The 17524-nt window shown below is 45.2% G+C and carries 14 protein-coding genes; 7 read left to right on the forward strand and 7 right to left on the reverse strand.

Annotated features, from left to right (window positions below; all coding sequences use genetic code 11):
- Positions 1-8: 8 nt before the first annotated feature.
- On the reverse strand, positions 9-1268 hold the full coding sequence (locus L2096_RS11070; protein WP_250365413.1) for a D-amino acid dehydrogenase: 1260 nt from the start codon (positions 1266-1268) through the stop codon (positions 9-11).
- Between the two features lie 138 nt (positions 1269-1406).
- Between L2096_RS11070 and L2096_RS11075 the strand changes: the two genes are divergently transcribed.
- Positions 1407-1877, forward strand: a complete 471-nt coding sequence (locus L2096_RS11075) for an Lrp/AsnC ligand binding domain-containing protein (protein WP_004941677.1) — start codon at positions 1407-1409, stop codon at positions 1875-1877.
- Positions 1878-2326: 449 nt separating this feature from the next.
- On the forward strand, positions 2327-3379 hold the full coding sequence (hppD, locus tag L2096_RS11080; protein WP_250365414.1) for a 4-hydroxyphenylpyruvate dioxygenase: 1053 nt from the start codon (positions 2327-2329) through the stop codon (positions 3377-3379).
- Positions 3380-3451: 72 nt separating this feature from the next.
- Here the strand turns inward: hppD and L2096_RS11085 are convergent, their stop codons facing one another.
- Positions 3452-4231: an IclR family transcriptional regulator gene (locus L2096_RS11085; protein WP_151867618.1), complete on the reverse strand. Its 780-nt coding sequence runs from the start codon at positions 4229-4231 to the stop codon at positions 3452-3454.
- A gap of 291 nt (positions 4232-4522) precedes the next feature.
- Between L2096_RS11085 and L2096_RS11090 the strand changes: the two genes are divergently transcribed.
- The 3 genes from L2096_RS11090 (at position 4523) to L2096_RS11100 (ending at position 7718) form a co-directional block, all read left to right on the forward strand.
- Positions 4523-5920, forward strand: a complete 1398-nt coding sequence (locus tag L2096_RS11090; protein ID WP_250365415.1) for an amino acid permease — start codon at positions 4523-4525, stop codon at positions 5918-5920.
- 189 nt (positions 5921-6109) lie between these two features.
- Positions 6110-7324: an amino acid aminotransferase gene (locus L2096_RS11095; protein WP_151795262.1), complete on the forward strand. Its 1215-nt coding sequence runs from the start codon at positions 6110-6112 to the stop codon at positions 7322-7324.
- Between the two features lie 133 nt (positions 7325-7457).
- Positions 7458-7718 carry a SemiSWEET family transporter gene (locus L2096_RS11100; protein WP_004941693.1) on the forward strand — a complete coding sequence of 87 codons (261 nt, stop codon included), beginning with the start codon at positions 7458-7460 and terminating at the stop codon, positions 7716-7718.
- A 77-nt stretch (positions 7719-7795) separates the two neighbouring features.
- Here L2096_RS11100 and L2096_RS11105 read toward each other — a convergent pair whose 3' ends face one another.
- From L2096_RS11105 to lldP, 5 genes are all read right to left on the reverse strand, one after another.
- On the reverse strand, positions 7796-9253 hold the full coding sequence (locus tag L2096_RS11105) for a capsule assembly Wzi family protein (RefSeq protein ID WP_250365416.1): 1458 nt from the start codon (positions 9251-9253) through the stop codon (positions 7796-7798).
- 124 nt (positions 9254-9377) lie between these two features.
- Positions 9378-11081 carry a D-lactate dehydrogenase gene (gene dld / locus L2096_RS11110; protein WP_250365417.1) on the reverse strand — a complete coding sequence of 568 codons (1704 nt, stop codon included), beginning with the start codon at positions 11079-11081 and terminating at the stop codon, positions 9378-9380.
- Positions 11082-11094: 13 nt separating this feature from the next.
- Positions 11095-12249, reverse strand: a complete 1155-nt coding sequence (lldD, locus tag L2096_RS11115; RefSeq protein ID WP_250365418.1) for an FMN-dependent L-lactate dehydrogenase LldD — start codon at positions 12247-12249, stop codon at positions 11095-11097.
- Positions 12246-12998, reverse strand: a complete 753-nt coding sequence (gene lldR, locus L2096_RS11120; protein ID WP_004941703.1) for a transcriptional regulator LldR — start codon at positions 12996-12998, stop codon at positions 12246-12248. The genes lldD and lldR overlap by 4 nt, the downstream gene beginning before the upstream one ends.
- A 22-nt stretch (positions 12999-13020) precedes the next feature.
- A complete protein-coding gene (lldP, locus tag L2096_RS11125) occupies positions 13021-14682 on the reverse strand; it encodes an L-lactate permease (protein ID WP_171076855.1) in 1662 nt (553 codons plus the stop codon).
- 403 nt (positions 14683-15085) lie between these two features.
- Between lldP and L2096_RS11130 the strand changes: the two genes are divergently transcribed.
- Together L2096_RS11130 and L2096_RS11135 are read left to right on the forward strand one after the other, a co-directional pair.
- Entirely contained in the window at positions 15086-15985 is a 900-nt protein-coding gene (locus L2096_RS11130) for a LysR family transcriptional regulator (protein ID WP_004941710.1), read from the forward strand.
- A 143-nt stretch (positions 15986-16128) separates the two neighbouring features.
- Complete coding sequence (locus tag L2096_RS11135; RefSeq protein ID WP_250365419.1) at positions 16129-17502, forward strand: phosphohexomutase domain-containing protein; 1374 nt, start codon at positions 16129-16131, stop codon at positions 17500-17502.
- The last annotated feature ends 22 nt before the right edge of the window (positions 17503-17524 follow it).

A 17524-nucleotide genomic window follows, 5' to 3' on the forward strand; every position in this document is an offset into this window, starting at 1 on the left:
TTTAAGATTTAGGCTGCGCTAGAATAACGTTGCAGCGAGAGCCCTTCGGTACTGATATCGGTTTGATGGTTCAGCACAATGTCACTGATCAACTTGCCAGAGCCACAGGCCATGGTCCAACCCAAAGTGCCATGTCCGGTATTGAGAAATAAATTTTTAAAGCGGGTCGCACCAATAATCGGAGTGCTGTCTGGTGTCATTGGGCGTAAACCTGTCCAGAAAGACGCTTCTGCCATATTGCCGCCCGGGAATAAATCTTGAGTCACCATCTCAAGCGTGGCGCGTCGGTCTTGATTCAAGCCAAGATTAAAGCCACTCAGCTCGGCCATCCCTCCCACACGAATACGCTGGTCGAAACGGGTAATGGCGATCTTGTAGGTTTCATCGAGCACGGTCGACTGCGGCGCGAACTCAGGCTGCACAATCGGGATTGTGAGTGAATACCCTTTGACTGGATACACCGGCAGATTAAGTTCAAGCGGTTTTAAAAAGTCACGCGAATAACTACCAAATGCCAATACATAACGATCTGCTGTTAGAGTTTGACCATTAACGCGCACGCCTTTGATGCTATCGCCTTCGACCACCAAGCCTTCGACCTGCTGATTAAACCGAAAATCGACGCCTAGTGCTTTGGCTTTGTTGGCCAGCGCATTGGTAAACAAATAACAGTCGCCAGTTTCATCATTTGGCAAGTGCAAACCACCGACCAATTTATCCTGAGCATGTGCAAGTGCCGGCTCGACTTGAGCAAGTCCCTCGCGATCAAGTAGTGCATAACCAACGCCACATTCTTCTAGCACCTGAATGTCACGCTGCACTGCTTCTAATTGTGCTTCGCTACGAAAAATCTGCAAGGTTCCCTTAGCACGGTTCTCATATTCGATACCTGTGGTTTCACGCAATGCTTTGAGGCAGTCACGGCTGTATTCAGCCACACGCATCATGCGTTCTTTGTTGGTGGTATAGCTGGCTGGATTACAGTTTTTAAGCATTTGCGCCATCCACTGTAACTGCCACATGCTGCCATCGATATTAATTGCCAAGGGTGCATGATGTTGAAACATCCATTTTACCGCTTTAAACGGAATGCCCGGCGCTGCCCACGGGGTAGAGTAACCCGGTGAAATCTGACCGGCATTACCAAAACTGGTTTCTTCTGCTGGCCCCGCCTGACGGTCTAATACCGTAACCTGCGCGCCTTGTTGCGCAAGGTAATAAGCGCTAGCCACACCAATAACACCACTGCCCAAAACAATTACACGCATGTCCGTTCCTTCAATCCGTATTAGGTTATTTCACTAGTATATTTCTGGTTAGATAGTTAATTTCACTGATTTAAACGCTATAATTTAGGTAATTTTAAGAATTCGTCGTGCAAAAAAACGAAAAAAAGGAAATTTCTTATGCGTGCACTAGACCGGATTGATCGGCAGATTTTAGATATTCTGCAAAAGGAAGGGCGCATTGCCATCAGCGAACTGGCTTCACGGGTCAATTTATCGACCACGCCTTGCTCCGAGCGGGTTAAGCGGCTAGAGCGCGATGGCGTGATCACAGGCTACCATGCACGGCTGAATCCGGCGTATGTCGATCGGAATCTATTGGTCTTTCTGGAAATCAAGTTATCGGCAAAATCGGGAGATGTATTTGATCAGGTCGCACGTGACTTAGTGGCGATTCCTGAAGTGTTAGAATGTCATCTGATTTCGGGGGAATTTGATTATCTGGTCAAAGCACGCCTGAAGGAAATGAGTGCCTATCGCCGCTTGCTCGGCGATCTACTTAAAAAACTGCCCTCCTCGGCGTCTTCACACAGCTATATTGTGATGGAGGAAATTAAGGAAACCTTGTTTTTGGACGTTTCACGTCTGTAATCACACGACTTAATGAATTCTTAAAAAATCAAGCATCACTTTGCAAACCACACCCAGTCGTGTGGTTTTTTTAATTATCTCCAGTTAATATGCGTCTTTTTGGTGCAAAAGTATAAATACAGCCATCATTATTACAAAATTCATAATTTAATTATGTATTGCATAATTAAAATGAGTTTAGTATGCTCATTCATATAACGCAGTATCAGTTGGACGATACGTCGTTAAAAAAATGAAGCAGGACGGCGATTTTGAGTTTCAATAATTTCCTTTGAGCGCAATCGTCTTTTAAACCTAGAGTGCTACCCCGATACAATTTTAAATTGGTTGATTGTATTGGTGATGCCTATTCCTTAGCCCTTTATAGGCTCTGTAGCATTCTATGTTTAAAAATCTAAAGCGATCCAATGAGTGGATTCGGTAAAAATCGATAATGAGGACGGAATAAGATGGATATTTTAGATAACCCTTTGGAGCTATGCGGGTTTGCATTTATAGAGTTTGTTTCCAAAGAAAACGAACTTGATCTGATTTTTAAAACCATGGGGTTTACCCAAGTTGCACGTCATAAATCAAAGAAAGCATTCCTTTGGCGTCAGGGCAATATCAATATTATTTTGAATTATCAACCTGAATCTTACGCATCTTATTTCTTTAATGAACATGGTCCATCGGCCTGCGCAATGGGCTTTCGTACCCATGATGCCGCCAAAGCATTCAACAAAGCACTCGAACTGGGTGCCGAGCCCATGTACAGCAAAATCGGCCCGATGGAATTAAATATTCCAGCCATTAAAGGCATTGGTGGTATGCCAATCTTTTTGGTCGATCGTGACATTTATGAAAATGATTTTGAATTTATCGATGGTATCGAGGCAAATCCTGTCGGCACGGGTTTAAAAGAAATCGATCATCTGACGCACAATGTCTATAAAGGCCGCATGGACTACTGGGCTTCTTTTTATGAAAAGATTTTCAACTTTCAAGAAATCCGTTATTTCGATATCAAAGGCGAGTATACGGGCCTGACCTCTAAAGCCCTGACCGCGCCAGACGGTAAAATCCGCATTCCACTCAATGAAGATTCAGACAAAGGTAACGGTCAAATTGCAGAATTCTTAGCCGATTTTAACGGCGAAGGGATTCAGCATATTGCCTTTATTACAGATGATTTACTGGCCACATGGGATAAACTCAAGGCGCTCGGGCTGAACTTTATGACTCCACCGCCTGCCACCTACTACGAAATGCTGCCAGAGCGCTTGCCCGCCCATGGCGAACCGACTGAAGAGCTACAAAAACGCGGTATTCTACTCGATGGCAGCACGCAAAATGGCGAGAAAAAACTACTGCTTCAGATTTTCTCTGAAAATATGATTGGGCCGGTTTTCTTTGAATTTATTCAGCGTAAAGCAGATGACGGTTTTGGCGAGGGTAATTTTAAGGCGTTGTTTGAATCGATTGAGCGTGATCAGATTCGTCGTGGTGTACTTCAAGTATAAGCATTTAACACCCGAAATCACCTGATACTCCACTGCACTTTGAATGAAGCGCAGTGGATTTATTTTTTGTGTTTAGCGGTTTTGCAAAAAACGATTGATCGCCGTCACTGCGCTTTTCAGCTCAGCCAACTTTTCGCTTTGTGCATCTAGCGGCAAGAACATTTCAGTGTCGATGGCCACAATACAAAACTCCAATACACCCTGTGCATTAAAGACAGGCAGCCCCACAGCATTAATCCCCACCAGCAAATCGCCTTGTGCCAGTGCCATGTGTTGCTCAAGAATCGAGGTTTTGAGGGCTAAAAATTCATCCCAATTTTGTGGTTTAAGCGGATAGCTCGACTGTGCCGCGGCTTGCCATTCCAGTTCCATAAGTGGACGCACCACATGTTCGGGCATAAATGAGGCAAAGACTCGGCCCGATGCCGAATTCACCAATGGCATAATCGAGCCGACTTTGGTCACAATGGCAATGGGGTGATTCGACTCCATGGCTTGTACTACGAGCGGTCCACGCGGTGACCATTTACTAATTTGAATGCTACAGCCAATTTTGGCCTGCACATCATAAATCATCGACTGAACAAGTTGCAGCGCGTCGGTATGTTGAATACAATTCAGCCCCAATCGCCAAGCCTGATCGCCCAGTGCATACTGGCCATCTTCAAGCTGCTTGGCATAATCCATACGAATCAGGCTCACCAGATAACGGTGCACTTTTGCAGGATGCATGTCTAATTTGTGCGATAAGTCTTTTAAAATAATGGGATGCTGATGGTCGACCAATGCATTCAACACACTCAAACCCACTTCAAGCGATTGAACCCCACCCGATAATCTTTCTTCAACCATTGATGCACTCTTTTAAGATGAAATTCTCAAGCATATGCAGTGTTCCGATATTTTTACAAGACTGCATAAACGTGCTGACATCATGCCTGACATTGGTCAAAACTGAAATGCTCTTTTTTCATTTATGCCACGACTTTGCCCCGATTCCAGCAGATTTCACGACACAGTATGCCGCTATAGCACCTTTGAAAATCGGTTAATTATCGACAGATTTTGATTTTTTTTGGTTTAAATTTATGATATACGTAATTTGTTTTAAAAAAATTACACGACATGGATGAGAATAAGCATATGTCACAGCAAGAGCAAGGTCGCCTCAAACCCGGTTTATCCAATCGCCATATTCAATTAATTGCGCTGGGCGGTGCGATTGGTACGGGACTATTCCTCGGTATTTCACAATCGATCAAACTGGCAGGGCCTTCGGTTATTTTGGGTTATGCCATCGCGGGTCTGATTGCCTTTTTTATGATGCGTCAGCTTGGTGAAATGGTGGTACATGAGCCGGTCAGTGGCTCGTTTAGTTATTTTGCCAATAAATACTGGGGACGCTTTGCCGGGTTTATTTCGGGTTGGAATTATTGGGTGTTGAACGTGCTGGTCTGTATGGCCGAGCTGAGCGCGGTTGGCCTGTATGTACAGTACTGGTGGCCCGCCATTCCAACATGGGTTTCAGCACTGGGCTTTTTCATTCTGATTAACGTGATTAACCTGCTCCACGTGAAACTTTTTGGTGAAATGGAATTTTGGTTTTCAATCATCAAAATTGCCGCCATTTTGGCCATGATTGCCTTTGGTTCTTACTTGCTGGCCACTGGAAGCGCAGGACCTCAGGCACAGATCAGCAATCTCTGGGCACTGGGTGGCTTCTTTCCACATGGCGTAACCGGCCTACTGATGGCCATGGCCGCGATTGTATTTGCCTTCGGTGGAATCGAACTGTTTGGTATTACCGCAGCCGAGGCACGTGACCCGAAAAAAACACTCCCTAAAGCCGTCAATCAGATTATTTACCGGATTCTCATTTTTTATATTGCGACGTTGTGCGTGTTACTGGCACTGTTTCCATGGAATCAAATGGCACAAGGTGGCAGTCCATTTGTAATGGTATTTGCCTCACTCAATAGTCAAGGTGTCGCGACAGCCCTCAACTTTATTATCTTGACTGCGGCCGTATCGGTTTATAACGGTACCAGCTACTGTAGTAGCCGCATGTTGCTGGGTTTGGCCGAACAAGGCAATGCCCCTCAATTTTTGAAAAAAATTAATTCTCGCGGCATTCCAGTTTATGCAGTCCTACTCTCTGCCTTTGTCACTGCACTCTGTGTATTGCTCAATTATCTGTTCCCAGAAAAAGCCTTTGCATTTTTGATGATGCTGGTCGTGGCGGCTATTGTGATTAACTGGGTGGTGATTTCCTTTACCCATTTAAAATTTCGTCAGCAGCTTAAACGTACCCATGTGACATCGCATTTTCCAAGTTTGTTCTACCCCGTGACCAATTATTTATGTATGGCTTTTATGCTTGGCATTTTGGTGATCATGAGCCTCACGCCCGACATGCGTCTTGCCGTCTGGCTGATTCCAGCATGGCTCATTTGCTTAAGTCTGGCGTATTGGATTCAGCAACGAAAAGATGCCATGCGCAGTGCCGCATTGACATTTGAGTCTGAAAATTCATTTAAATAAACTCAATAGTGTATTTAGAAAAAGTCGAAAGGTTTTGTAAAAATAATTTTCAAGGCGGTCGTATTTCAGCATGGTGCTACTTGGCGCTTACTGATACATTAGTTCAGTTTAAGCGGAGATCCCGCTTAAGACTGTCACACTCCAATAACACACAGTTTGAGCTTAACTGTGGAATGAAAGGACTTTTTAATGTTTCAACATATCCCACCGTATGCAGGCGATCCAATTTTATCGCTTATGGAACAATTCAATGCCGACACGCGTGAAGGTAAAGTAAATTTAAGTATCGGGCTTTATTACAACGAAGATAGCATTGTGCCGCAACTTGATACCATCATGGAAGCACAAAAGCGTATCGAACCAAAGCAAAATAAAACCAAACTGTATTTGCCTATGGAAGGGTTCAAGCCTTACCGTGATGCAATTCAAGCCCTACTTTTTGGAAATAACAGCCCGGCGGTACAAAGTGGACGTGCCGTGACCATTCAAACGCTCGGTGGTTCAGGCGCATTGAAAGTGGGTGCAGATTTTCTTAAAAACTATTTCCCGAATTCTGAAGTATGGGTCAGCCAGCCAACTTGGGACAACCATGTGGCAATCTTTAATGGTGCCGGCCTTAAAACGCATTACTATCCATATTTTGATGCTGAAACACGTGGTGTTGACTTCGATGGTATGCTCTCTACCCTCAAACAGCTTCCGGCGCAAAGCATTGTGCTTTTACACCCATGCTGCCATAACCCAACCGGTGCAGATCTGACGCCAGCACAGTGGGATCAAGTGATTGAGGTTTTAAAATCAGGCAATCTGATTCCTTTCCTAGACATTGCCTACCAAGGTTTTGGCGAAGGTATGGAGCAAGATGCGTATGCCATTCGTGCGCTTGATCAATCGGGAATGAATTTTATTGTCAGCAATTCATTCTCTAAAATCTTCTCGTTGTATGGCGAGCGTGTTGGTGGTTTGACATTTGTATGTGACGATGCAGAAAGTGCGCAATGTACGTTTGGTCAGTTAAAAGCCACTGTACGCCGTATCTACTCAAACCCACCAACGACGGGTGCATGGCTGGTCGATCAGGTGCTAAATGATGCAGCGTTGAACCAACAATGGCAAAACGAAGTAAAAGATATGCGCGAGCGTATTCTTAAAATGCGTCAAATCTTGCGTGATGAGCTTACAAAAGCACTTCCTGAGCGTGACTTTAACTACCTGCTTGAGCAAAAAGGCATGTTTAGCTACACCGGTTTAACTGGTGAACAGGTCGATCAATTACGTGAAGACTATGCGATTTACCTCGTGCGTAGTGGTCGTATCTGTGTTGCAGGCCTCAACATGAGCAACGTATACATCGTGGCCAAAGCAATGGCAGAAGTTCTGGCCAAAGAAACTGCACAAGCTTAATCTGAATCGTCGCTGTGTTGCGTATGCAGCACAGCGGACGTCTATTTATACCGTCGTTGTTACAGCATTGAATTGTTTTTCATATAAAAATACTTATATAGTAAATTCATAACTCATTATCGTATGGACAATAATGCTTCAAGATCAACAAAAATTTATCCAGATTTTAGGTTGGGTGGCAACCTTTACGGCCATTTGTATGTACGTTTCGTATATTCCACAAATCATGAATAATCTGGCTGGACATAAAGGAAATCCGATTCAACCTTTTGTTGCAGCAATCAACTGTTTATTGTGGGTCATTTATGGACTCAAACGCAAAGACTATCCGCTTGCGGCGGCCAATGCACCTGGTATTTTGTTTGGTGCCGCAGCATGTTTCACTGCACTTTAATTTCACTATTATTTTGTATAAATATTTGAGTAAAAAAACACCCCTCCATGTGGAGAGGTGCTCAATACGTTTCAATTTTAGAAACGGAACTGTTTTAGATCGAGCGGAATTTCGATCCCAATCGATGCACCCGCATCGTTGCCGTGTACATCTGAATCACTTACCCAGCCATTAATCTTCAATGGCAAATCCGGCTTAATGTAATGCGTCCACGTTAAGTCGAGTGCTTTGACTTCGTCTTTTTCAGGGAAAGCACGGTTAATTGCGAGATTAGATTGATTGACTTTTGCCAGTAAGACGCGCCCGCTAATTCGGTTCATGACATCTACACGAATATCGCCGCCCACCGAGTACATCTGACCATCACCACCGATGGCATGACCTAGCGGATAACCATGCTGGTAATAGCCGTCTGTATATTGGTGATGGTTATAGCTATAACCCCATACATCACCATTAGTACGGGTATCTGCCCACTCCGCATACAACTGATAAGGCATATTACGTAGGCTAGAGGAATACTCTGCACCCGCCAGATATAGTTTTCTCGATGGCAAGAAACCAGATTCATCTTCACCCACATACTGACCATAAAGGCTGGCAGGAATATTGAGCAAAGGTTGTAAGTTTAGGCGCCCGTCAAAACCCGCCAACTGGTTAGAGGCATTACTGTCATTGACACATCCCCTATCGTTACATTCATTGTCCTTACCAATCAATGCATTCCAGTAAGCTTTAAAACTACTAGGTTGACCTTGACCACCAATTTGAATTGCTCTTGAAGCACCCAATTCTAAATAAGGTAACGGCTGCGCTGTCAGTCTCATACCGATAAGCTTGGCATCAGGTACAGCGGTGTATTTGTCGAGCTGACCGCCAAACACTTGGTACTGCCACGGCCCAATCCATGACAGCCATTTGGTTTCAAATGCTTTTTGTTCGGCACGTTGCACTGTCACGCCATAAACCGGGCGGCTGGCATCGCCTCGAATCAAGCTGCCGTCATGTCCTGGTCCCCACCATGTTGGAATCTGGCCTGCAATCACCCACTGGTTCCAGAGTTTGCCGGCCAAATACGAGCCTTCGACATTGACCTTACGGCCGTTATCGATTTGCTGATCTTTTTCGCCATTTACGCGTAATTTACCATCCCAGTTTTCACCACCGGCATTTACTTCCAATGATGCAACATATTGTGCTTTTTGCTGATCACCAAACGCTTGAGGTAAATTTTTCTGATCGGTTTCGGCAAATAATCCGAGTTTAACCGGTGTCTGATCGGCTTTTAGGGCATTGACGACCGAATTGAGTACGCGCTGTTGATTCTTGTTTTGCACCTTAGCATTTGCAAGGGCACGCTGGATTTCATCACCACTTAAAGGCCATGTCGATGTGCTGATTTGAATCACACCTTGCTGATTCAACCAGTTTAAATCCGTACGCAAATCTTCATTGTTCAGCACAATGCCTTGGGCAAAGCTAAGCGCTCCCCATCCCATTAACGCAGAAAATAAAATAGTTTTTCTAAACAACATGACCTGGTCTTTCTCTAGTTTATTATATCTCGTTCACCTTAATTTTTTTCTTTTGCTTTTGCAACCTTAAAAAAAATGGAAATGTAAGGGCACAGTGTGTGATAGCTGCATAAGACAGACCCGTTTAGATTTTTTTTGATTTCCCCCAATACTTTAGCTTGGAGGTATGACCAATACCGACATTAAAACTATTGGTCGGATCTAGATGCTGATAAAACTGTGCCAGCGCTGGCTTGGCGATATATAAATGACCCACGTTGTGCTCGGCAGGATACTCTGCCCGGCGCGCATCGAGTAAGGTCCACATTTCGTGCTCCATCGCTAAGGGATCTACGCCTTTTTTGACAATATAGTCCTGATGAAAAACATGACAGAAAAAATGACCGTAATAAAGTTTATGTAAGATTTTGGCTTCAAGATGGGCCGGCAACTGCTCCACCCAATCCCGATCATTGCGTCTTAAGGCAATATCTAAGGCAACAATATCCTCGACTTCATTTAAATGTGTATCGCGGTAGCGAATTGCTGCCCCTGCAATCGCAAAACGGTGCAAAAATGCTTTACGGCCTTCATCTTCATCACATAAGAAAAAAGCACCAGACGGATGTACAGCAAAATAGTCATGTAAAAATGTCTTTACAGCAGAAACCGATTGCTGCTCGATTCTTAAAATAAGGTGATGTTCATAACGATCTCGAAACTGATTCATGCGTTCAGGTAAATGATTGGGCAAACAATAGGTCACCGCCTGCAACAACTGATCAGTCCAACCTTTTAGCTTAAAACGCTCCAGAACCCCGTCTATTTTATCTTTTAAAGCAAAGGCCTTGGGTACATTGGCCGTTCCGAATTTTTCAATAAATAAGAAAGTGTCCTTGCCGTATTTTGCACCAATATCATAGGCATCACGATGAATATATTCACCTGCAATGGGAAGACTCGGTAGTGTGGTCAGCAACGCACGTCTGAGCGCGGTCAGATCATCGGCATCGTTGGTTCCGATATAAAACACCTGACTCTCGACTTTGGCGAAGGTATCTAGCCGTACCGCAAAGACGCAGATTTTTCCGGCAGAACCGGACGCTTCAAACAATCGCGATGGATCGGCATTAAAACGCGCCGGACTATCGGCATCGACTTGCGTTACATCGTGGCTATAATGCGGATCGGAGGCATGCCCCACATTGTCTTGAATATCTGAACCGCGATATTGCTGCGTTTCAAGCCGTGTCAGAATCTCTTCAGGTGTATCGCCAAGTGCAATCCCAAGATGATTCACTAACTGAAGCTCGCCATAAGCATCGACTTGTGCATATAACGCCAACTCGGTATAGGCCGGTCCGCGACGAACCAAAGCCCCTCCCGAATTGTTACATACACCGCCTAGCACCGAGGCTCCAATACACGATGAACCAATAACCGAGTGCGGCTCACGCTGAAAAGGTTTAAGGGTCTGTTCGAGTCGATCTAGTGTCGCACCCGGCAGACAGACCACCTGCTCACCATCACGAATGACCTGAATCCCTTGCAAACGTCGGGTACTTAAAAGCACCACAGGCCGGTCGTAATCTTCACCATATGGTGTAGAACCTCCCGTCAGGCCAGTATTGGCGGCCTGCATGATCACAATACAATCTGCATCGAGCACCGCCTGTAAAACACGCCATTGTTCGAGTAAACTTCCTGGACACACCACGCCCAACACCTTGCCTTCACCAAATCGTCGTCCCTGTCGATACTGACGGGTCTGCTGATCACCAGTCAAAACATAAGACTTGCCCACAATCTGTTGTAAGTGCTGAATCAGTGATGTCGTGCTGTGTGGCATGTGGAATATCCTTTTAGAAGCTCAATGCTTTGTTCATTTCGACCAAGCAAGATGAATCAATGTCGGCAATGCGCTTAACACCGGTCAGGGTCATGGCCACTCGCATTTCTTTTTCAAGTAAATCGAGTAAATTAGACACACCCTGCCCCCCTTGCGCCGCCAGTGCATAAACAAATGCACGTCCGATCATGACGCTATCTGCGCCAAGGGCCAGCATGCGCACAATATCCAAACCATTGCGAATACCTGAATCGGCCAAAATGGTTAAATCGCCTTTGACTGCATCGGCAATCGCAGGTAGGGCGTGTGCCGAAGACAGTACGCCATCGAGCTGGCGTCCACCATGATTAGACACCACGATCCCATCGGCACCAAATCGAACCGCATCTTTGGCATCTTCCGGGTCTAAAATGCCCTTAATAACCATCGGGCCATCCCAAAAATCACGAATCCATTCTAAATCTTTCCATGAAATAGACGGATCAAAATTATTGCCCAACCAGCCAATATAATCTTCAAGCCCGGTCGGTTTTCCTAAATATTTTGAAATATTGCCTAAATCATGCGGACGACCCAGCAATCCCACATCCCACGCCCAATGCGGATGCATGACCGACTGTAAATAACGGCGTATGGCTGCATTCGGGCCACTCATACCTGAATGGGCATCTCGATAACGTGCACCTGGCACTGGCATATCGACGGTAAAGACCAAGGTCGAGCAGCCTGCCGCTTTGGCACGCTCCAAGGCATTTTTCATAAAGCCACGATCACGCAGCACATAAAGCTGAAACCACATCGGACGCTGAATGGCGGGCGTCACCTCTTCAATCGGACACACCGAAACCGTCGAAAGGGTAAAAGGAATGCCCTTTTTATCTGCCGCCACGGCTGCTTGTACCTCGCCACGACGGGCATACATGCCTGTTAGCCCGACTGGAGACAATGCCAGCGGCATCGAAAGCGTTTCGTTAAATAATTGGGTTTCGAGGCTCAATGCCGACATATCTTTTAATACACGCTGGCGCAGTGCGACGTGAGCTAAATCTTCAACATTTCGTTTCAGCGTCGATTCACTATATGCGCCGCCATCGATGTAATGAAATAAAAACGGCGGCAAACGGCGTTGCGCCGCTTCGCGATAATCATTTGAAGATGAAATAATCATGCTGAATCAATCCTGTTTAAACGAGTAGCACGTTTCTGGCGAGCGTCGTCTTCGTCCAGTGCACGTACCTGATGGATGACAAATTCGATATGACCACATACCGCATCACGCGCAGCTTGCGCATCTTGGCGGTCGATGGCATCCATAACCTGAAAGTGCTGATCACTGAGTAAATCGGCGCTTACAGGATGGTTATAAACTTTTTTTCGGCCCAAAAAGACGTTGTATTGCAGCAGGTCAAACAGGCTGCGCATCATTTGAATCAGCACCGCATTGTGCGATGCTTCTGCAATGGCCAGATGAAAATTGGCATCGGCCACCGCTGCCGCCGCAGAATCGCCACGCGCCTGATGCTGTGCAATTTCATCAAAATACTGATGAATTTTGGCACGATCTTGTTCGGTGGCTCGCTGTGCGGCGTACCATGCCGTACCGCCTTCCAAAATAAGCCGTGACTCCTGCACATCGAATCGATACTGCGGATCTTCTTCAAGCAGTAGACTAATGGGCTCGACGATGTGCTGTTGTGGCCATGTTTCGGGCAAATGCACGATATAGGTACCATCTCCCCGACGGCTGGCCAGCACCCCCAAACTATTGAGCTGCTGGATGGCTTCGCGTAGTGAGGGTCGCGAAATTCCCAGACTGGTGGCCAGTACACGCTCGGCAGGCAAGCGGTCGCCTTGTTTCAGGTTACGTTGCTCAATGAGCGCCTGTAACTTTTGTACCACCTGGTCAGAGACTCGCATACTTTTTCCTTATATCGTGAGTTTAGGGAATCATCCACGGCACAATATACGCCTGTACCGTCACAATGATGCCCACAAAGATGGTAAATATGATGCTATGTTTTACCGTAAAACGGAACAAATCCGATTCTTTGCCCACTAAACCCACCGCAGCACAGGCAATCGCAATTGACTGAGGTGAAATCATTTTACCTGTCACGCCGCCACTGGTGTTGGCTGCTACCAACAGCACCTCAGGAATACCGATCTGCTGGGCGGTGGTGGCTTGTAATGCCGAAAACAAGGCATTCGATGAGGTATCCGAACCCGTTAAAAACACCCCTAACCAACCTAAAAATGGCGAGAAAAAGGTAAACGCATGGCCCGTATGCGATAAAGCAAGCGCCAAGGTGGCAGACAGTCCAGAATAGTTGGCAATAAATGCAAAAGCCAAGACCATCCCGATTGAATAGATCGGTACTTTTAGCTCATTTAAGGTTTCGCCAAAGGTCACCACGGCCTGCTTTGCATTCATTTTCAAGAAAATGATGGTGATCACTGCGGCAATAAAAATGGCTGTTCCGGTGGCAGAAAACCAGTCGAACTTATAAATTGCATCGTAGGGAGTATGCTCTGGCACAATCGGTGGAACTTTTTCGACCCATCGATGTAAGCCAGGTACTTCAATCTTAAAAATCCAGTGTTCCAATGCACCGCCTTTAGCAAACAATGCTTTAAATGGCTTGATGCTCCAGAGGGTGACCATGAGCGTCAGGATCATAAATGGCGACCACGCCTTGGCAATCTGACCTACGCGGTAATGTTGTACAGATTGGGGGGCAGTTTGAGTGTCTTCGGTCTGTTCGAATCTAAAAATATGCTTGGGTTGCCAGAATTTAAATAACACCGTCAAACTGACTAAGGATGCAATCGCAGCCGTAATGTCCGGTAGTTCAGGCCCCAAAAAGTTTGAGGTCAGATACTGCGCAATCGCAAATGCTCCACCGCCCACCAAAACCGCAGGCCATGTTTCTTTCACGCCACGCCAGCCATCCATAATGGCCATAATCCAAAACAGTACAATGATCACCAGAAAAGGCAGCTGACGCCCCACCATCTGGCTGATTTCCATGGTATCGACCCCAGAAACCTGCCCTGCCACAATAATTGGAATTCCCATCGCGCCAAAAGCCACTGGTGCGGTATTCACAATCAAACACAGGCCTGCGGCATAGAGCGGTTTAAACCCTAAACCCATCAGTAATGCCGCGGTAATGGCAACAGGGGCACCAAAGCCTGCTGCACCTTCTAAAAAGGTACCAAAGGCAAATCCGACCAACAGCATCTGAAGGCGCTGATCTGCGGTAATTGATAAAATACTGGAACGAATGATGTCGAACTGTCCGGTTTTGACCGAAACTTTATATAAAAATACCGCTCCCAGAATAATCCACGAGATCGGCCATAATCCGTAAAAAAAGCCATAAATCACTGCACCAAAAGCCATTGCTGCTGGCATTTGGTAAAAAAACAATGCAATTAAAAGCGCCAGCACCACCGTAATGGTCCCCGCAACACTGCCTTTTAAACGTAATACGGCAAGTGCGATAAAAAAGAAAATAATCGGAATCAGCGCGACCAAGCTGGATAGCCAGATATTATTTAGGGGGTCATAGGCTTGTTGCCAAACATGCAGCATTTTCATCTCCTTGAAATGCCGAGAATCATTTTGTTTTCAGGAAAAATGCTCCTGCAAACCAGTCAATACATTTAAATTGGTCATACCAATTTAGCTTTAAGCAAAAATATGCTAGGGGATTTCTATTTTTTGCATACTAAACCAGCTAAAATAGAATCTCAATGCTTATTTTAAATTTAAATTGGTCATACCAATATGAAGTAAAGGACATCGCTTGTCTTCTTGGTCATCACGAAACACTGATGTAGGCATGAGGCCAAGCATCCATCTACACGACAACTCCAGACGCAGATTGGTTGAAAATCCTAATCGATTGATTGGGTTCAATGTTATGATGAACACATGAATACTTTGCAAAGAGCCGTCGGTTTTCCCTTCTTTTATTTTGAATGGTTAAGGACAACACAACATGTTTGATCTTGATAGCCGATTACTCAATATTTTTTATCATGTTTATAAATCCAAGAGTGTTTCGACGGCAGCCGATGCGATTGGTGTGAGTCAACCGACCATCAGCAATGGCTTGATCAAAATTCGCCAGCATTTCGGCGACCCGTTGTTTTTACGTGTGGGCAATGAAATGATTCCCACCGAATTGTCCAAGCAAATTTTTCCGCTGATTAGTGAAGTGATCAACAAAGTTGAAAGTATTAATAATTTCAGTGTGAATTTCGATCCTTCCAAGTCGGATTTGCTGTATACCTTGGCCATGACCGATGTGTCGCATCTGGTGTTGTTGCCACAAATTACTCAGTTTTTAAATAAAAATGCGCCGTTTATCCGGCTGAATGTCCGTCCGATTAGCTCAGAAACCAGCTATCAAATGGCAAATGGTGAAATCGATCTGGCCATTGGCTTTCTGCCTCAGCTCGAAGATGGTTTTTATCAACAGAAATTGTTTTCACAGCGTTATGTGGTGATTTCCCGTAAAAATCATCCACGCCTGCAAAGTGACCGCATCAGTATTGATGATTATATTCGTGAAATGCACATCGATATTGATGCTGGTGCTGGGCATTATCACATCGAAAATGAGCTGCAAAACAAAGGCTTAAGACGCAACGTACTCATTCGATTACCCAGTTATCTAGGTGTAGGGCTGGTGGTCCAGGAAACCGATGCGATTGCCACCGTACCGTATTATTTGAGTCAGGTCTTACTGGCACGCGGTAACCTGCAAATTTACGATGCACCGCTTGAGTTTCCCACCTATAGCATCAAGCAGCATTGGCATATGTGTTGTCATCACAAGACCAGCCATCAATGGTTTCGTCAATCATGCTATGAAATTTTCAAAACCATTGCTTAAACATCAAATTGTGAATTCAAGCCGTTATATTTTGATGCAATTTACCGTATCAGGCTTTTAACGATCTGGTTTAAACGATCATATTCTTTTCATGTGGCTTGGGTATAATGGGCGCACATAATTTTTTTAATATCTAATTCAAGATGACAACACTCACCTGCTTTAAAGCCTACGATATTCGAGGCAAACTCGGTACAGAACTAAACGAAGAAATTGCTTACAAAATTGGCCGTGCCTATGGTCAGATTTACCAACCTAAAACTGTCGTGGTCGGATGCGATGTCCGTTTAAGCAGTGAAGACCTCAAACAAGCCACTATTCGCGGTTTAAACGATGCCGGTGTCAATGTACTTGATTTGGGGATGACCGGTACTGAAGAGGTCTACTTTGGCGCTTTTCATCTAGATGTTCAGGGTGGTATTGAAGTGACTGCAAGTCACAATCCGATGGACTACAACGGCATGAAGCTGGTGCGTGAAAATGCGCGCCCTATCAGTGCTGATACTGGTTTAAAAGAAATTCAGGCACTTGCTGAAAGCAATGAATTTCATGATGTTGCGGTCAAAGGCACCACACAAGCGTACAACATCTTGCCAGAATTTATTCAGCACTTACTGACTTATATTGATACCAACAAAATCCGCCCACTTAAATTGGTGGTCAATGCTGGTAACGGTGCGGCAGGCCACGTGATCGATACACTTGAGCAAGAATTTAAAAGCCTGAACGTGCCAGTTGAATTTATCAAGATTCATCATGAAGCTGATGGCAGCTTTCCAAATGGTATTCCGAACCCATTACTGGTTGAAAACCGTGACAGCACGCGCAATGCAGTGATTGAACATCAGGCAGACATGGGGATTGCATGGGATGGCGATTTTGACCGCTGTTTCTTATTCGATGAAAAAGGCCAGTTTATCGAAGGCTACTATATTGTTGGCTTGCTTGCACAAGCATTCTTGTTGAAACAATCAGGGGAAAAAATTGTCCACGATCCACGTTTGGTCTGGAACACCCTTGATATTGTCGATGCTCATGACGGCGTCACGGTTCAATCTAAATCGGGGCATGCATTTATTAAACAAGTGATGCGTGAACACAATGCTGTTTATGGCGGTGAGATGAGCGCGCATCATTACTTCCGTGATTTTGCTTACTGCGACAGCGGCATGATTCCTTGGTTATTGGTATTAACCTTATTGTCTGAAACACAGCAATCGTTATCGACATTGGTTGAAAACATGATTGCCAAGTTTCCATGCAGTGGTGAAATCAACTTTAAAGTGGCCGATACCCAAGCCACCATTCAAAAACTATTTGATCACTACAATGATCAAAATCCCGAGATTGACCGTACCGACGGTGTGAGCCTAGACTTCGGAACATGGCGTCTGAATGTCCGCGCCTCGAATACTGAGCCGCTATTGCGCCTGAATATCGAAAGTCGTGGTCATGATCAGGCAGCTCAACCGATTCAGCAGTATGTCGATGAAGTTACTGCACTGATTCAGGCCTAAGCCATATCCACAAAAAAGGCGA

The sequence above is a fragment of the Acinetobacter sp. ACZLY 512 genome (assembly GCF_023614015.1).
Lineage (GTDB): Bacteria > Pseudomonadota > Gammaproteobacteria > Pseudomonadales > Moraxellaceae > Acinetobacter > Acinetobacter soli.